Annotated in this window: 12 protein-coding genes and 2 pseudogenes; 8 read left to right on the forward strand and 6 right to left on the reverse strand. The window is 66.5% G+C overall.

The features are described from left to right. Positions 1-15 precede the first annotated feature (15 nt). Together ACIRJP_RS24585 and ACIRJP_RS24590 are read left to right on the forward strand one after the other, a co-directional pair. Positions 16-4,236, forward strand: coding sequence for a putative T7SS-secreted protein (locus ACIRJP_RS24585; RefSeq protein ID WP_404177949.1), 4,221 nt, complete (start codon positions 16-18; stop codon positions 4,234-4,236). Further along, positions 4,211-4,660, forward strand: coding sequence for a hypothetical protein (locus ACIRJP_RS24590; RefSeq protein ID WP_404177952.1), 450 nt, complete (start codon positions 4,211-4,213; stop codon positions 4,658-4,660). Before ACIRJP_RS24585 ends, ACIRJP_RS24590 begins: the two co-directional genes overlap by 26 nt. 142 nt (positions 4,661-4,802) lie before the next feature. On the opposite strand, the pseudogene ACIRJP_RS24595 reads toward ACIRJP_RS24590, so the two are convergent. Continuing rightward, a pseudogene (locus ACIRJP_RS24595) lies at positions 4,803-5,166 on the reverse strand (aminomethyltransferase beta-barrel domain-containing protein); the annotation flags it as partial. 235 nt (positions 5,167-5,401) lie between these two features. Between ACIRJP_RS24595 and ACIRJP_RS24600 the strand changes: the two are divergent. The 3 genes from ACIRJP_RS24600 to ACIRJP_RS24610 all read left to right on the forward strand — a co-directional run bounded on the left by ACIRJP_RS24600 (position 5,402) and on the right by ACIRJP_RS24610 (position 8,288). Continuing rightward, a complete protein-coding gene (locus ACIRJP_RS24600; RefSeq protein ID WP_404177955.1) occupies positions 5,402-5,896 on the forward strand; it encodes a barstar family protein in 495 nt (164 codons plus the stop codon). Between the two features lie 692 nt (positions 5,897-6,588). Beyond that, positions 6,589-6,900: a hypothetical protein gene (locus ACIRJP_RS24605; protein ID WP_404177958.1), complete on the forward strand. Its 312-nt coding sequence runs from the start codon at positions 6,589-6,591 to the stop codon at positions 6,898-6,900. A 635-nt stretch (positions 6,901-7,535) separates the two neighbouring features. Then, the gene (locus ACIRJP_RS24610; protein WP_404177961.1) at positions 7,536-8,288 is read left to right on the forward strand and encodes a hypothetical protein; all 753 of its coding nucleotides are present in this window, start codon (positions 7,536-7,538) and stop codon (positions 8,286-8,288) included. A gap of 41 nt (positions 8,289-8,329) precedes the next feature. Here ACIRJP_RS24610 and ACIRJP_RS24615 read toward each other — a convergent pair. Together ACIRJP_RS24615 and ACIRJP_RS24620 are read right to left on the reverse strand one after the other, a co-directional pair. Beyond that, a pseudogene (locus ACIRJP_RS24615) lies at positions 8,330-8,494 on the reverse strand (tRNA 2-thiouridine(34) synthase MnmA); the annotation flags it as partial. Between the two features lie 99 nt (positions 8,495-8,593). Then, the gene (locus ACIRJP_RS24620; protein WP_404177964.1) at positions 8,594-9,070 is read right to left on the reverse strand and encodes an ATP-binding protein; all 477 of its coding nucleotides are present in this window, start codon (positions 9,068-9,070) and stop codon (positions 8,594-8,596) included. A gap of 298 nt (positions 9,071-9,368) precedes the next feature. On the opposite strand from ACIRJP_RS24620, the gene ACIRJP_RS24625 reads away from it, so the two are divergent. Next, positions 9,369-10,223 (forward strand): helix-turn-helix domain-containing protein, encoded by an 855-nt coding sequence (locus ACIRJP_RS24625; RefSeq protein WP_404177967.1) that lies wholly within the window; start codon positions 9,369-9,371, stop codon positions 10,221-10,223. A 12-nt stretch (positions 10,224-10,235) separates the two neighbouring features. Further along, positions 10,236-10,421: a DUF397 domain-containing protein gene (locus ACIRJP_RS24630; RefSeq protein WP_383715526.1), complete on the forward strand. Its 186-nt coding sequence runs from the start codon at positions 10,236-10,238 to the stop codon at positions 10,419-10,421. 68 nt (positions 10,422-10,489) lie between these two features. Here ACIRJP_RS24630 and ACIRJP_RS24635 read toward each other — a convergent pair whose 3' ends face one another. Beyond that, entirely contained in the window at positions 10,490-10,870 is a 381-nt protein-coding gene (locus ACIRJP_RS24635) for an ATP/GTP-binding protein (protein WP_404177970.1), read from the reverse strand. A gap of 198 nt (positions 10,871-11,068) precedes the next feature. Beyond that, positions 11,069-12,199, reverse strand: coding sequence for a tRNA 2-thiouridine(34) synthase MnmA (mnmA, locus tag ACIRJP_RS24640; RefSeq protein WP_404177973.1), 1,131 nt, complete (start codon positions 12,197-12,199; stop codon positions 11,069-11,071). 61 nt (positions 12,200-12,260) lie between these two features. Between mnmA and ACIRJP_RS24645 the strand changes: the two genes are divergently transcribed. After that, on the forward strand, positions 12,261-12,941 hold the full coding sequence (locus ACIRJP_RS24645) for an N-acetylmuramoyl-L-alanine amidase (protein WP_404177976.1): 681 nt from the start codon (positions 12,261-12,263) through the stop codon (positions 12,939-12,941). 48 nt (positions 12,942-12,989) lie between these two features. Here ACIRJP_RS24645 and ACIRJP_RS24650 read toward each other — a convergent pair whose 3' ends face one another. Further along, complete coding sequence (locus tag ACIRJP_RS24650) at positions 12,990-14,159, reverse strand: cysteine desulfurase family protein (protein WP_404177979.1); 1,170 nt, start codon at positions 14,157-14,159, stop codon at positions 12,990-12,992. Positions 14,160-14,459: the final 300 nt, after the last annotated feature.

Below are 14,459 nucleotides of genomic sequence, written 5' to 3' on the forward strand. Positions count from 1 at the left end.
ACGTATGGACGGGCGGTGACCAGTGCTCAGGGCAAGGCCCGGGAGGCCATCGCCCTGTACAAGGAAGGCAAGCAGGACTACGAGACGGCCGCTGCTGAGTTCCAGCAGAAGGCGGAGGCGTACAACGCGGTCCGCAACACCGACCATCCGCTGCCGCATCCGGGAAAGTTCTCCGATCCGGGGCTGGCCAAGCGGCAGCTTGCGCAGGAGCTGCTGCAACAGGCGCGGCAGATGCGCGACGAGGAGGCCGAGACGGCCAAGGGCGCGGTCGCCGCTGCGATGGCACACGCGCCGAAGGAACCCACCGGCCTGGACCGCCTCAAGCGGGAGGTCTACGACCACGCCCTGGGCCAGGGCATCGAGCTCGCCCACTTCAGCGGCGGGATCGTCAAGGGCGGTGCCGGGCTGGTCAACTTCCTCCGCTCGGTCAACCCGACGGACCCGTACAACCTGACCCACCCGGCCGACTACTACAAGGGCGTCCACACCACACTCGCCGGCCTCGTCTCCACCGTCGCCAACCCCGACCGGGCCCTCAAGAGCGCCTGGGACGCGGCCAAGGGCGACCCCAGCGAGTTTGTCGGCCGACTGGTGCCGGAACTCATCGGCACGAAGGGGGCGGGCGGCGGCAAGTCCCTGCTTCGGATCGGGGTGAAGGACGGTCTCAAGGACGGCGCCAAGTCCACCGCCCGCACGGAGGCTCACGACCTGGCGAAGGTCTCGAAGCCCGACAAGACTACAGAGAAGGACCCGTCGGACCCGATCGACCTCGCCACCGGCACGATGTATCTGCCGCAGACGGACATTGCCCTGCCGGGCGTGCTGCCGTTGGTCTTCCGCCGCCGGGTGGCATCGGACTACCGGACCGGGATCTGGTTCGGCCCCTCCTGGTCGTCCACCGCCGACCAACGTCTGGAGATCGACTCCGAGGGTGTCGTGTTCGTCTGCGAGGACGGCCTGCTGCTGTCCTATCCGCACCCCGCCCCCGGTGTCCCGGTCATGCCCAGTCATGGCCCTCGCTGGCCGCTCGACCTGGACGTCCACGGCGACTACACGGTCACCGAACCCGAGACCGGCCGAATACGGCACTTCAGCCCGCACGGCGCAGACGTTGCTCTGCTGACAGAGATCGACGACCGGAACGGCAACTGGATCACCTTCGGGTACGACGAGTCGGGGGCGCCCATCGAAATCGTCCACGGCGCCGGCTACCACCTGAAACTCACCACCGCCGAAGGCCGGATCACGGCCCTGCACCTGGCCGCCGCAGGACCGGGCGGAACCGATCAGGAGATCCTCCGCTACGGATACACGGCCGGGCACCTCACCGAGGTCACCAACTCCTGCGGGCGGCCGCTCAGGTTCACGTACGACGAGAGGTCCAGGATCACATCCTGGACCGACACCAACGGCAGCAGCTACTCGTACGCATATGACGATCAGGACCGCTGCGTGGCCGAAGGCGGCGCGGCCGGACACATGACCCTCCGTCTCGACTACGACGGCACCGACCCCAAAACCGGTTCGCGCATCACCACCGCCACCTCTGCCGGCGGCGCCGTACACAAGTACGTCATCAACGACTCGCACCAGGTCATCGCCGAGATCGATCCGCTGGGCGCCGTCACCCGATTCGAGCGCGACCGTTACAACCGCCTGCTCTCCCGCACCGACCCGCTCGGCCGCACCCTTCTGCTGCGCCACGACGACGCGGGCAATCTGACGTCGGTGGTCCGCCCCGACGGTCGCGAATCCACGGCGGAGTACAACGAACTGGGTCTGCCCATACGGGTGACCGCCCCGGACCGGACGTCGGTGGTCCAGGAGTACGACGCCAGGGGCAATCGCATCGCGATGACCGATCCTTCCGGTGCCACAACCCACTACGCCTACGACCAAGCGGGCCACCTCACAGCGGTGACCGACGCCTTGGGCCGCACCGGGCGTATCCGCTGCAATGCGGCTGGTCTCCCTGTCGAGGTCACCGACCCGCTGGGGGCCGTAACCCGTTTCGAGCGGGACGGCTTCGGCCGCCCGGTCTCCATAACCGACACCCTCGGAGCGACCGCCCGCATCGAGTGGACGCCCGAGGGCAAGATGGCCCGCCGCACCGAGGCGGACGGCACCACACAGTCCTGGCTCCACGACGGCGAAGGCAACTGCGTCGCGCACACCGACGCCATGGGTGCCCGGTCCCATTTCGAGTACACCCACTTCGACCTCATGTCAGCCCGTACCGGCCCCGACGGCGTGCGCTACGAATTCGATTACGACAAGGAACTACGCCTGACCCAGGTGCTCAACCCGCAGGGCCTGAGCTGGAACTACGCGTACGACGAGGCAGGTCGCCTCGTATCCGAAACCGACTTCGACGACCGCACGCTCACCTACGATCACGACTCTGCTGGCCGGCTCACCGCGCGCACCGACGCACTCGGCCAGACGATCCGCTACGAGCGCGACGAACTCGACCGCATCACCACCAAGGACGCCAACGGTTCGGTCACCACATTCGCATACAACCTCTCCGGCCAACTCGCCGAGGCAATCGGCCCAGATGTCGCGATCACGTATCTTCACGACCGCCTCGGACGCCTCAAGGCCGAGACCGTGAACGGCCGCACGCTGGCCTTCGGCCACGACGAGCTGGGCCGCCGGAACTCCCGAACCACCCCCACCGGCGCGGTGAGTTCCTGGACCTACGACGCGGCAGGCCGACGCGACACGCTCACCACATCCGGACGGACCCTCACCTTCGAGTACGACGCGGCAGGCCAGGAGCTTATCCGCCACATCGGGCAGACCGTGACTCTCGCGTCCCGGTACGACACCCAGGGCCGCCTCACCACCCAGCGCGCCACCACCGCCGACCGCACCATCCAACGCCGCGACTACACCTATCGTGCCGACGGCAACCTCATCGGCATCGACGACCACCTCTCCGGCCCCCGCCGCTTCGACCTGGACATAGCGGGCCGGGTCACGGCGGTGCACGCCACCGGCTGGACGGAGCGGTACGCGTACGACGAGGTCGGCAACCAGACAGACGCCGCCTGGCCCGCCTCCCACCCCAGCCAGGAAGCGACGGGTCCCCGCACCTACGCCGGAACCACCATCACCCGAGCGGGAAACGTCCGATACGAACACGACGCACTCGGCCGGATCACCCTCCGCCAGAAAACCCGCCTCTCGAGGAAGCCGGACACCTGGCGTTACGAATGGGACGCGGAAGACCGGCTGACGGCGGTCACCGCGCCGGACGGCACGCGCTGGCGCTACACGTACGACCCACTCGGTCGTCGAGTCTCCAAACAACGGCTGGATGCCGACAACGAAACCGTGGTGGAACAGACCACCTTCGTCTGGGACGGCACGACGCTGTGCGAGCAGACAACCCGCTCGCCTCAGCTTCCGAACCCAATCACCCTGACCTGGGACCACGCCGGACTGCGCCCCCTCACCCAGACCGAACGCATCGCCCTCCCGGACGCCCCTCAGACCGAAATCAACGACCGCTTCTTCAGCATCGTCACCGATCTCATCGGCAGCCCGACCGAACTCGTCGACGAACAAGGCGACATCGCCTGGCGCACGCGTACCACCCTGTGGGGCACCACCACGTGGAATACGAGCGCGACAACACACACGCCGCTCCGCTTCCCAGGCCAGTACTTCGATCCCGAAACCGACCTCCATTACAATTTCCACCGGTACTACGACCCGGAAACCGCACGGTACCTCTCGCAGGACCCCTTGGGTCTCGCTCCAGCCCCCAACCCTGCGTCCTACGTCAGAAATCCGCACGCATGGTCCGACTCGCTGGGACTCGCGCCGGGTTGCGACGAGCCCGAGCGCGGAAAATTTGAATTCCGGAAGCCAAACCCTGACTTTCCTCCCGATCCACAAGCTGTAGATGCAATGAGGTCGGCTCCTGTCGGCGGAAACGTGGACTGCTCAGAGATTGCGGAGCACATCCTAAAAAGAACGGACGGCAAAGGAAAGATAATAAACTTCACAGCATATGGCGATCCCGAGATCAGGATCCCACAGAATGGCGGACAGATGTCTACCGAATTCAGATACCATGACGTATACACAGATGGGCGATACGTCTACGATCCAGAGATGGGAGTTGATCCGATCCCGTACGGGGATTACGAACGCGCAATAAGACTCGAGAATCCAGGGAAAAAGCTTGTCGTCTCGAACGGTGGATATTCTGGACCGCTGTGGTGAAATTCCGGAGGAGCATAAAATGACTTCACGAGCGACGCGATGCATGGCACTTCTGGCTAGATTCGGTGAGCTGGCCTGGTTCAAGCTCACATCAGGACCAGATCCCCTTCGCGGCTACCAGCAAGTCCCTTACCTTGCATGGCGATACACCTCGCCAGAAGAGAGGACGACGGAAATCTTCGAGAGCGCAGTGAGTCATGCCCCGATGCAGCTCGAATGGACCTTCGATCCATCTGCAAGGAATTGGTTCATCACCCCCTCCCGCATCGTCCAAGAATTGAAAGAGCGCGGCAATTCTAAATTCCAGGAGATCATGTGCGAAATCAAAGATGAAGACCAAGAATTTTGCATCGCAGCTCTACACGATTTCGATAGAATGATTGATTTCTTGGAAGACATCCCGTTCCCCGCGGAGGGCACGTAGACGCGACAAGCGGTGGCGATTACGTGATTACTCTGCCGAGGATTCTGATCCCGCTTGCGGGGTTTGCATCGCCAGGACGCAGGGGCTGTGTTGCCCCGTCCCGCAAGGGATCGGCGTGGCCCCGGCGGTCGGCCGGGCCCGGTCAGCCGGACGTTGCCGTTGTCGCCGTCTCCCGCCGCACCGTAGTAGCGACAGTCGCCGAGCCGACCACGCGGGTGCCGTCGTAGAGGACGACCGCCTGGCCGGGGGCAACGCCGCGGACCGGATCGGTGAAAGTGACGTGGAGCGTGCCGTCGACGAGTTCGGCCGTGACCTAGGTCTCGCCGCCGTGGGCGCGGAGCTGGGCGGTGTAGGTGCCGGGGGCGGACGGTGCCGCACCAGCGGGGCTTGATGGCGGTGAGGGCGGTGACGTCGAGGGACTCCGCCGGGCCGACCGTCACCGTGTTGTTGACCGGGGAGATGTCCAGGACGTAGCGCGGCTTGCCGTCGGGGGCGGGGTGGGCCAGGTTTTTATCGGCCGAAGTGGTGGACTGAAACATTTGAAAACAGCGGTAAAAGCGGCGGCTATCAACTCTCCACCCACGAACCCTCGGGCAAACCGATCACTTATCAAGAATATGGGACCTACCCGTCGCCAGACAATCCCAAGCCAGGCGGCGAGCGCTGGGTGTTCGGAAGTGATGGGTCCGCCTCCTACACCCCAACTCACTATCAGACGTATATTATGGGAAGGAGTCCCAGATGGATGGAGTAATGAAAGAAGAAGCGCGGGCAATCCACGTCGCCCCGTGGATGCATATCGTCACGGAAGACGGTGGCCTGCATCTCGATGAACTCCTGCCCGCGTCGGGCAGTGTTTACGTGGCGCGTCTGAATGGTCGCGATATGCCCGATGAGGTGTCAGTGTTTCAGCGGTTTTGGGAAACCCTGAAGTTTCCTGAATATTTTGGATGGAACTGGCACGCATTCTACGATTGTCTCCGTGACCTTCAATGGCTTTCTGCGGGTTATCACATCCTGATCATCGAATCCGCCGAGAGCATCCTTCCTGATGATGACGTAGCTCGCGAGGAGTTTTTCGGATCCCTTTGGCGTGCCGGTCAGCGGTGGTCCTACACCAAGCGGCCTGAAGGGGTGAAGCTCAGTAAATTCTCCGTTGTCCTCTCATGCGGCAAGGAGTTCGAGTCCGGCCTCGCGATACGCCTTGGAAAATTTCAGGACCAACGTCACGCCTGAAGGTGTGCAGATCTTTAGCTGCTCTGTTGTTCCGAGAGCAGGGATGTGGGGGGTGACGGCGGCAGTGCTCAAACACGCTTTTAGCACAGGAGGACCCGGACGACCTCTTGCAGGACGTCTCCGCTGATGAGTCGGCAGGCGAACGTGTGACGCCACTGATGGGGCGTCGGGTGTACTGGTCAGTCGCGTTCGTCACGGATCTCGCAGGTCGCCAGCCAGCGGCCGAAAAGTGCCGATAATTCCCGTCCACCAGTGGGAGGTTGCCCGAGACGTTGGCGCGTTGGCGCGTTGGCGCGGAAACAAACAGGCCAGTCGAGGACTTCGCCTATCTATTCGGGCAAGCCGAGTGCGCCAGCACATTCGTCGTTGCCGATCGATACGCGGCCGACAACGAAACCCATCACTCATCAAGTGGTCTTGTCCCGATCGCTGGCTGGTGACAGGAATCCGCGAGGGATCCAGCGGCACCTTCATGCAGTCAAGTTACGGCCGCAGCTACTGCATGCGCCAACTCCAGGAGTAACGCGATGAATGAATGGCTGACGGAGACGCCGAATACAGACAAGGCATGGTCCAGACTGACTCCGTCGGCGATCAATAGTGTCTCTCGGTACGACGCCTGCCGATTGGAAATCGAGCGATCTCGGGTTGCACCTAGCATTCGCGGGAAAATTACAGATCCAGTGTATTCCGTGAAGAACCTTTTCTCGTCCTGGGAACATCTTGTGCGCAGGATGGAGTCCGACTGGAAACTACCGGGGCAGTACCCGATCAGCGCTTACATCAATGATCTGAATGCGCGTGATCAGTTGCAGACTGCCATGGGCACATTGACCGACGAGGCCCAAGCGGAGCTGTCCGCTCTGCTGGCAGCATTGGATGCGCGCTTCGTGCACGAGTCGGTGCCGGACGAGGTGGGGGAGCTCCGCCCGTGGCTGAAGCCGTCCTCGGGTGAAGAGCCGCATGGATTCTGGCTGCGCAAGCCTCGTGGTCGCCCTTGGTAGACCGAAAGCCCGCCTCCCGGTGGTAGGGGGATCGCCCTGCGCAAGGGACTCACAACGCCCCGTGGTACGTCTCCGCAGGGCCGTCGGTCGGCGGCGCGACAAGCTCCCTCCGGGAGCCAGGCAGATAAAATCAAAGCACTCAAATCAGAGGGGCGGGCGTGAGTTTCGCTGAATTGACCGTCTCACCCGGGGCACCGGCACTCCCGGGCCGCGTGCAGTGCGCTTCGGCGAATAGATCGCGGGCGGCGTCGAAGAGAGGGCAAAGGGCGGCACGCTCCGCAAGCGCCGCGAGCACCGCAAGTACCACAGAGACGAGAGGCACGGCTTCAGCAACGAAAGGGTCCTGGAGATCCTGAAGAACCCGGATGCGGCGTACCAGTCGGAGGGCACCGCGGGAAAGCTCATCTTCCGGCAGGGCGAGGACATCGTCGTGACCCATGGGTGAGGTTCCCAAGCCGGCCAGGCCGTCACGGCGTACGGCCCGTCGGGCACCAAAGGCTTGTCCGGTGCAAACGCGCTGGGCGGCAAGGTCACGGACCCGGGTGCGCCGGTCACCGACAGGGGCATCGTGGAGGGAAGGATTCCAGGAAACGGCGGAGTCATGACCGCGCGGAATGATTGGGGGAAAAGCGACCATGAGATTGGCCTTCGGCAACGACTGGCACGCGACGGTGACAGTCGATCCGCTGCCCATCATGCCCCGCTTCTCGGGCAACTCCGTGGACATCGCGCACTACGCGGACGTGAAGGAACGTGAGCGGTTCCTCCTGGCCACTTTCGGCAGCCAGGAACGGTTGTGGGATACGCCCGACGTCCTCCGGTTCGACCCGGACAGTCGGAAACTAGCCGGTGCCGAGTTCCAAATGCCGGCGGAGTCCGCTTCCATCGAGGACACCGCCCGCGTCATCCCCCTGCCCGCAGTACGCCCGGGTGGGCTCCGTGCGGACGAGGTCCGGGACTTCCGGCTGGAGATGTGCAAGGTGCTGTGCCGCACTCCCGGGGACACCGTGCTGACCAGTCTGCGCGACCGCGATGTCCTCGGCGAGCCGCTAGAGGCCCGCATCGGCATCGCCCCCGATGTGGCCCTCCTCGTCCAGCACGGCACCGTCGTCGGCTGGAGTCTCACGGATCCGGCGCGTTACCTGACTCAGGCGTTCGCAGCCCCTGACCCCAACCCGCCGTTCCCCGCTACCCGACGGCTGCTCACCGAGTGCCTGGACCTGATCACTGAGCCGGTGGTCGGCGACGTGATGGACGGCGAACCGGCCGCCCTGGCCAGGCTCAGGTCCGCCGACCAGGCCCTGCGCACTCAGCACGAGGACCGCTCCCGGGCCGACGCACTGCTCGCGCTCATCGCCAACCTCGTGGAGGACCATCGAAACTGGTGACGGACAGCCGAAGAAGCTGAGGCGAACTTGGCGCTGTAGGAGCCGAAAGCGCCCTCGTGGGTGCCGACCTTCGTGCCCGACTCGTCGACGATGTCGCCCTCGGCGGTGCCGAGCCGACTCGCCAGGAAGCCCTGGGTGTCGCCGTCCGCGATGAAGCAGCTGTCGTGGCTGTCGGGCTTCTTGGCGACGGCCAGGCCCCGTGCGTCCCACCCGCGCCCGCATGGGTGAAAGCGGGACTCTACCGGCGGGCGTGGAGTCGACCAGGGCGGGACCGAGCCGGAGGCCCGGGGCAGAACGGGTGGCGGTCAGGTAGCGAGCGCCAGCTCGAACCAGACGGTCTTGCCGCCCCTGCCCAGCTCACCTTCCCCTATGGCGCACCCGCCCCACCGGTCGGCGACAAGTTCGAGAATGGCCATCCCCCGCCCGGCCTCGGCGTTCGGCCCGACGCCCGACGTGTACGGCTTGGGCAGATCCGGACTGAGATCCCAGACGCTCACCCTGAGCACGGGGTGCCGCCACTGGAGTCGCACCCCGGCCGGCCCCAGGGCGTACCGGACGGAGTTGGTGGTCAGCTCTGACGTCAACAACTCGGCCCGATAGGCGAGTTCGTCCAGCTCGTGCGCACCGAGGATGACCCGGAGGGTGGTTCGGGCGATACGCGGACCGCGCGGGTCGCGGGGAAAGACGAGTTCATAACTCCAGGGGTCGGCGAACGGGATGGGGGCGGGGTGGAGGTCGTGCGAGCTGTCGGGAACGTGCGGGATGGGGTGGTCGGTCCTCACGGGCACCTCCTGGGGTGCGTGCGGGCGGGTTAAGTGGGCACGTGCCAAGGGTGGTTGCGGATGCTGTGCCGTAAGTGGCGGTGGCAATGCCGATCCGGGCCTGCTCCCCGGGTGGGCAGGGCGGATCAGTGCGCTTCCGTCGGTAACGGTGAGCGATTGGCACACATCGAAGAGTAGAGGCCATCCACATAACGGTGCTACCAAGTCACTCCGAAGGGTTAACTTCCCGATTTCGATGGACCGAGGTGATTCCGCCGGAAACACTGTGCGCGATCCCAAGAGAGGACGAGAACGACACATGGCACCGCGACATGCCCCCACCATCCTCCAGCGCCGATTCGGCATCGAGTTGCGACGACTCCGAGAGGCCTCCGGCATGACGGCCCCGGAGGCCGCGGGCCTGCTGGGAACCGACCGGACGGTCATCTCCAATGTGGAGGCAGGGCGGTTCGGGATCAGCGAGGAGCGCCTGCGGCGCCTGGGCAGCATCTACGAATGCGACGAACCAGATCTGATCGATGCACTGGCAGACATGACAGGCGGCCGCAAGACGGGCTGGTGGGAGGAGTACCGCGGCAAGATCCCGCCGGGCTTTCTGGATGTGTCAGCGCTGGAGAGCTACGCCGTTCGCCTGCGCACGGTCCAAACAGCGCATCTACCCGGCCTGTTCCACACAGAAGACCACGCACGCGCCATCTTCGAACTTTTCGTCCCGGCTCTACCCCGCCTCGAAGTTGAACTACGGGTGGCGCACCGCATGGCCCGCCAGTCCCAGGTCGCTGGAGTTCACGCGATTCCCTACTCCGGCGTGATTCACGAAGCAGCGATCAGGATGCAACTCGGAGGCCGCAGCGCCGCGCGCGCCCAGCTGCTGCACCTGCTGGATGCCAGCGAACGCGCCAACGTGACGCTCCAGGTCATCCCCTTCGCGGCGGGCGGTTACCCGCTCCTTGGGGACTCTTCCGTCCTGTACGCGGTGGCGCCCAACCAACACCTGGACACGGTGCAGATGGACTCGCCGACTGGGGCAGTGTTCATCGACTCCCCCACGCAACTGACCAACTTCCGCACCAGGCTGGACTTGGTCGAGAAGGTGGCGTTGACTCCCACCAAGTCCAGAGATTTCATCCGTTCGGTTGCCAAGGAGCTGTAAGAGGTGCCTCAGATGTCCGGCCTTCGCTGGGTGAAGTCGTCATTTTCTGACGCGGGTGGGAACAACTGCGTCGAGATTGCCACGACAGAGGACGAAGGCATCGCAATCCGGGAGAGCGAGCGGCCAAGCATCGCCCTGGTGACAAGTCAGGCAGCACTCCGGGCTCTTCTGCTCGGAGTGAAGAGCCGAGGCTGCTGACACGTCGCGATGCAACCGTCAGACGGTCAACAGGTCCTCAGCCACAGCAGCCTGCAGAACACGAAGCTTCACGCTGTTGCCTTCTCCTTCTGCCAGGACAGTTCGTGGGCAATCTCTCCCCCGCTGACTCGGGGCACTCCGCCGTAACGACCACGCAGATAGCCGCGCTCCAGGTTCTCGCTATCCTTCGGACGGGCGGCGGTCACGGGGTAGAGCTCGGTCGTGCCCGACCTGCTCTTGGTCGTGATCCACACCTGGTCACGGCCGAGCGGGCGGTCCAGCACCTCGCTGCCCAGCAGGGTCGCATCGTGCGTCGCGAAGATCAGCTGTGCGTTGCGCGGTTTGGCCTTCGGGTCCTGGAAGATCCGTACGACCTCCGCCGCCAGGGTCGGGTGCAGGCTGGAGTCCAGTTCGTCCACAAGGAGTACGGCGCCCTTGTCGAGCACCATTCCGCCTCGACGCGCTCGTCCGAAAGCTCGAACCCGTACGTGAACCGGGTCCGGCTGCGGCCGAGAGTGAGGTCCACCGCGCAGAGGCTGGTCTCACCTGCGGACGATCCGCAGGTGCGGCCCATGACGCCGCTCCCTGCCGTGCCGGCCCCGTCCCTCGGCCCGCGGCAGCTCCCTGGCTGATCGCGCCTCGGTCCTTCAGCCGGACGTCGTCGCCCTCTCCCGCCGCACCGTAGTCGCGATCGTCGCCGAGCCGACGACACGGGTGCCGTCGTAGAGGACGACCGCCTGGCCGGGGGCCACGCCCCGTACCGGCTCGGTGAAGGTGACGTTCAGCGTCCCGTCGACCAGCTCCGCCGTCACCTCGGTCTCGCCGCCGTGGGCGCGTAGCTGGGCGGTGTACGTACCGGGGCCGGCCGGGGGCGTACCGCACCAGCGGGGCTTGATGGCGGTGAGGGCGGTGACGTCGAGGGACTCCGCCGGGCCGACCGTCACCGTGTTGTTGACCGGGGAGATGTCCAGGACGTAGCGCGGCTTGCCGTCGGGGGCGGGGTGGCCGATGCGCAGGCCCTTGCGCTGGCCGATGGTGAAGCCGAAGGCGCCCTCGTGGGTGCCGACCTTCGCGCCCGACTCGTCGACGATGTCGCCCTCGGCGGTGCCGAGCCGGCTCGCCAGGAAGCCCTGGGTGTCGCCGTCCGCGATGAAGCAGATGTCGTGGCTGTCGGGCTTCTTGGCGACGGCCAGGCCCCGGCGCTCGGCCTCGGCGCGGATCTCGTCCTTGGTGGTGAGGGTGTCGCCGAGCGGGAACATCGCGTGGGCGAGCTGCTTCTCGTCCAGGACGCCGAGGACGTACGACTGGTCCTTGGCCATGTCGGAGGCGCGGTGCAGTTCGCGGCTGCCGTCCTCCTTGAGGACGACGGTGGCGTAATGGCCGGTGCAGACCGCGTCGAAGCCGAGCGCGAGGGCCTTGTCCAGGAGCGCGGCGAACTTGATCTTCTCGTTGCAGCGCAAGCAGGGGTTGGGCGTGCGCCCCGCCTCGTACTCGGCGATGAAGTCGTCCACGACGTCCTCGCGGAAGCGTTCCGCCAGGTCCCAGACGTAGAACGGGATGCCGATCACGTCCGCGGCGCGGCGGGCGTCGCGGGAGTCCTCGATGGTGCAACAGCCGCGCGCCCCGGTGCGGAAGGACTGCGGGTTCGCGGAGAGGGCGAGGTGCACACCGGTCACGTCGTGGCCCGCCTCGGCGGCGCGGGCCGCGGCGACGGCGGAGTCGACACCGCCCGACATGGCGGCGAGGACTCGGAGGGGGCGCTGGGAAGTCTCAGTCATAGCTCCACCAGGGTACGGGGCGCCGGGAACCGAACGCTCGCGGATAAGCGTTGTGGATCACATGGGGACCAAGGGGACACCGGGCGGCGAGAGCTCCGCAGGCGCCAAGTCCGGGCGCGGCATCAGCCGGCGCGGGCTGCTGATCGGCGCCGCGGTCACGGCCGTGGGCACTGCCGCGCTGGCGCGGGAGCAGTTGCAGCACGCCTGGTGGCGGCTGCCGGGCGTGGAGAAGCCCCGGAAGCCCGGCGAGGTGGATTTCGCGCGGGCCCAGTGGACAGCGGCCTCCTCGGCGAACTGGCGGCGGGCCGACCGCCCCGACGACTACACGATCGACCGGGTCGTCATCCATGTCACCCAGGGCAGCTACCAGAGCGCGGTGAAGGTCTTCCAGGACCCCGGACACGGGGCGGCGGCGCACTACGTGGTGCGCAAGGACGGCCATGTGACGCAGATGATCCGTGAGCTGGATGTGGCGTTCCACGCGGGGAACAGGTCGTACAACGAGCGCAGCGTCGGCATAGAGCACGAAGGCTTCGTGGAACGGCCGCAGGACTTCACGGCGGCGATGTACGGGGCCTCGGCGCGGCTCACGGCGGCGATCTGCGGGCGGTACGGGATACCGGTGGACCGGGAGCACATCATCGGGCACGTGGAGGTGCCGGGCACGGACCACACCGATCCGGGCAAGCACTGGGACTGGGACCGGTATCTGAAGCTGGTCAGGGCGGCGGGCAAAAAATAATCGCGGGGCCCGTCCGGTCGCCGCCGGACAGGCCAGGTCCTGCAGGGCTCAGCTGAGGCCCGCGGTGCGTGCCCGCTCCACCGCCGGGCCGATCGCGCGGGCCACCTCGTCGATGTCCTGCTTGGTGGACGTGTGGCCGAGCGAGAAGCGCAGGGTGCCGCGGGCCAGGTCCGGATCGGTGCCGGTGGCCAGCAGTACGTGGCTGGGCTGGGCGATCCCGGCGGTGCACGCGGAGCCGGTGGAGCATTCGATGCCCTGGGCGTCCAGCAGCAGGAGCAGGGAGTCGCCCTCGCAGCCGGGGAAGGTGAAGTGGGCGTTGGCGGGGAGCCGGCCACCCGGGGCCGGGTCACCTCCGAGGACGGCGTCGGGCACGGCCGCCAGCACGGCCGCGACCAGTTCGTCGCGGAGCCCGCCGATCTCGCGGGCGAACTCCTCCCGCCCGTCGGCGGCCAGCCGCCCCGCGAGGGCGAAGGAGGCGACGGCCGGCACATCGAGGGTGCCCGAGCGGACGTGCCGCTCCTGGCCGCCGCCGTGGAGCACGGGTACGGGGGTGTATTCGCGGCCGAGCAACAGCGCGCCGATGCCGAACGGGCCGCCGATCTTGTGCCCGCTCACCGTCATCGCGGCCAGTCCGGACCGGGCGAAGTCGACTTCCAACTGCCCGAACGCCTGCACCGCGTCCGCGTGCATCGGCACGTCGAACTCGCGGGCCACGGAGGCCAGTTCACGTACCGGCATGATGGTGCCGATCTCGTTGTTGGCCCACATCACGGTGGTCAGCGCGACATCGTCGGGATCGCGGAGGATCGCCTCGCGCAGCGCGTCCGGGTGGACGCGTCCGTGCCGGTCGACGGGGAGGTATTCGACGTTCGCGCCCTCGTGTCCGGCGAGCCAGTCGACGGCGTCCAGCACCGCGTGGTGCTCGACGGGGCTGGCCAGCACCCGGGTGCGGCGGGGGTCGGCGTCGCGGCGGGCCCAGTACAGACCCTTCACGGCGAGGTTGTCGGCCTCGGTGCCGCCGGAGGTGAAGACCACCTCGCTGGGGCGTGCGCCGAGTGCATCGGCGAGGGTCTCTCTCGACTCCTCGACGGTACGGCGGGCCCGGCGCCCGGCGGCGTGCAGTGAGGACGCGTTGCCGGTGACGGCGAGCTGGGCGGTCATCGCCTCGATCGCTTCCGGAAGCATCGGCGTGGTCGCGGCGTGGTCGAGGTAAGCCATGGTGGGCTCGATTCTACGAGCCCGGGGCGGGGCGTACGGCGGGCGCATGGTGCCCCGGCACCCGCGCACGGCCGGGTGCGGTCTTCCTCGCCCCGTTCCCGGGCCCGTCCGGGCGGGGAGGGCGTCGGGCTCCGCGCCCGGTTCTGCCGGCGAGGTTCCGGGCGACGAGGCCGTTGCCGGTGACGAGGAGGGCCGCTCGGCCCCGGTGATTCCACCGGTACGCGCGGTGGGGCGCGCCGTGTCGTTCTGGCGACATGTCGCAAGCACGGCACGGAAAAGGCTGGTGCGGCCGATCAGTGG

This window comes from Streptomyces sp. NPDC102437 (assembly GCF_044765565.1).
Classification (GTDB): domain Bacteria; phylum Actinomycetota; class Actinomycetes; order Streptomycetales; family Streptomycetaceae; genus Streptomyces.

Excerpts from the sequence above, each read along its gene's own strand:
- ACIRJP_RS24600 (WP_404177955.1), top strand. The coding sequence starts at position 5,402 with ATGGATGGAGTAATGAAAGAAGAAGCGCGGGCAATCCACGTCGCCCCG.
- ACIRJP_RS24610 (WP_404177961.1), top strand. The coding sequence starts at position 7,536 with ATGAGATTGGCCTTCGGCAACGACTGGCACGCGACGGTGACAGTCGAT.
- ACIRJP_RS24625 (WP_404177967.1), top strand. The coding sequence starts at position 9,369 with ATGGCACCGCGACATGCCCCCACCATCCTCCAGCGCCGATTCGGCATC.
- ACIRJP_RS24630 (WP_383715526.1), top strand. The coding sequence starts at position 10,236 with ATGTCCGGCCTTCGCTGGGTGAAGTCGTCATTTTCTGACGCGGGTGGG.
- ACIRJP_RS24635 (WP_404177970.1), bottom strand. The coding sequence starts at position 10,870 with ATGGTGCTCGACAAGGGCGCCGTACTCCTTGTGGACGAACTGGACTCC.
- mnmA (WP_404177973.1), bottom strand. The coding sequence starts at position 12,199 with ATGACTGAGACTTCCCAGCGCCCCCTCCGAGTCCTCGCCGCCATGTCG.
- ACIRJP_RS24645 (WP_404177976.1), top strand. The coding sequence starts at position 12,261 with ATGGGGACCAAGGGGACACCGGGCGGCGAGAGCTCCGCAGGCGCCAAG.
- ACIRJP_RS24650 (WP_404177979.1), bottom strand. The coding sequence starts at position 14,159 with ATGGCTTACCTCGACCACGCCGCGACCACGCCGATGCTTCCGGAAGCG.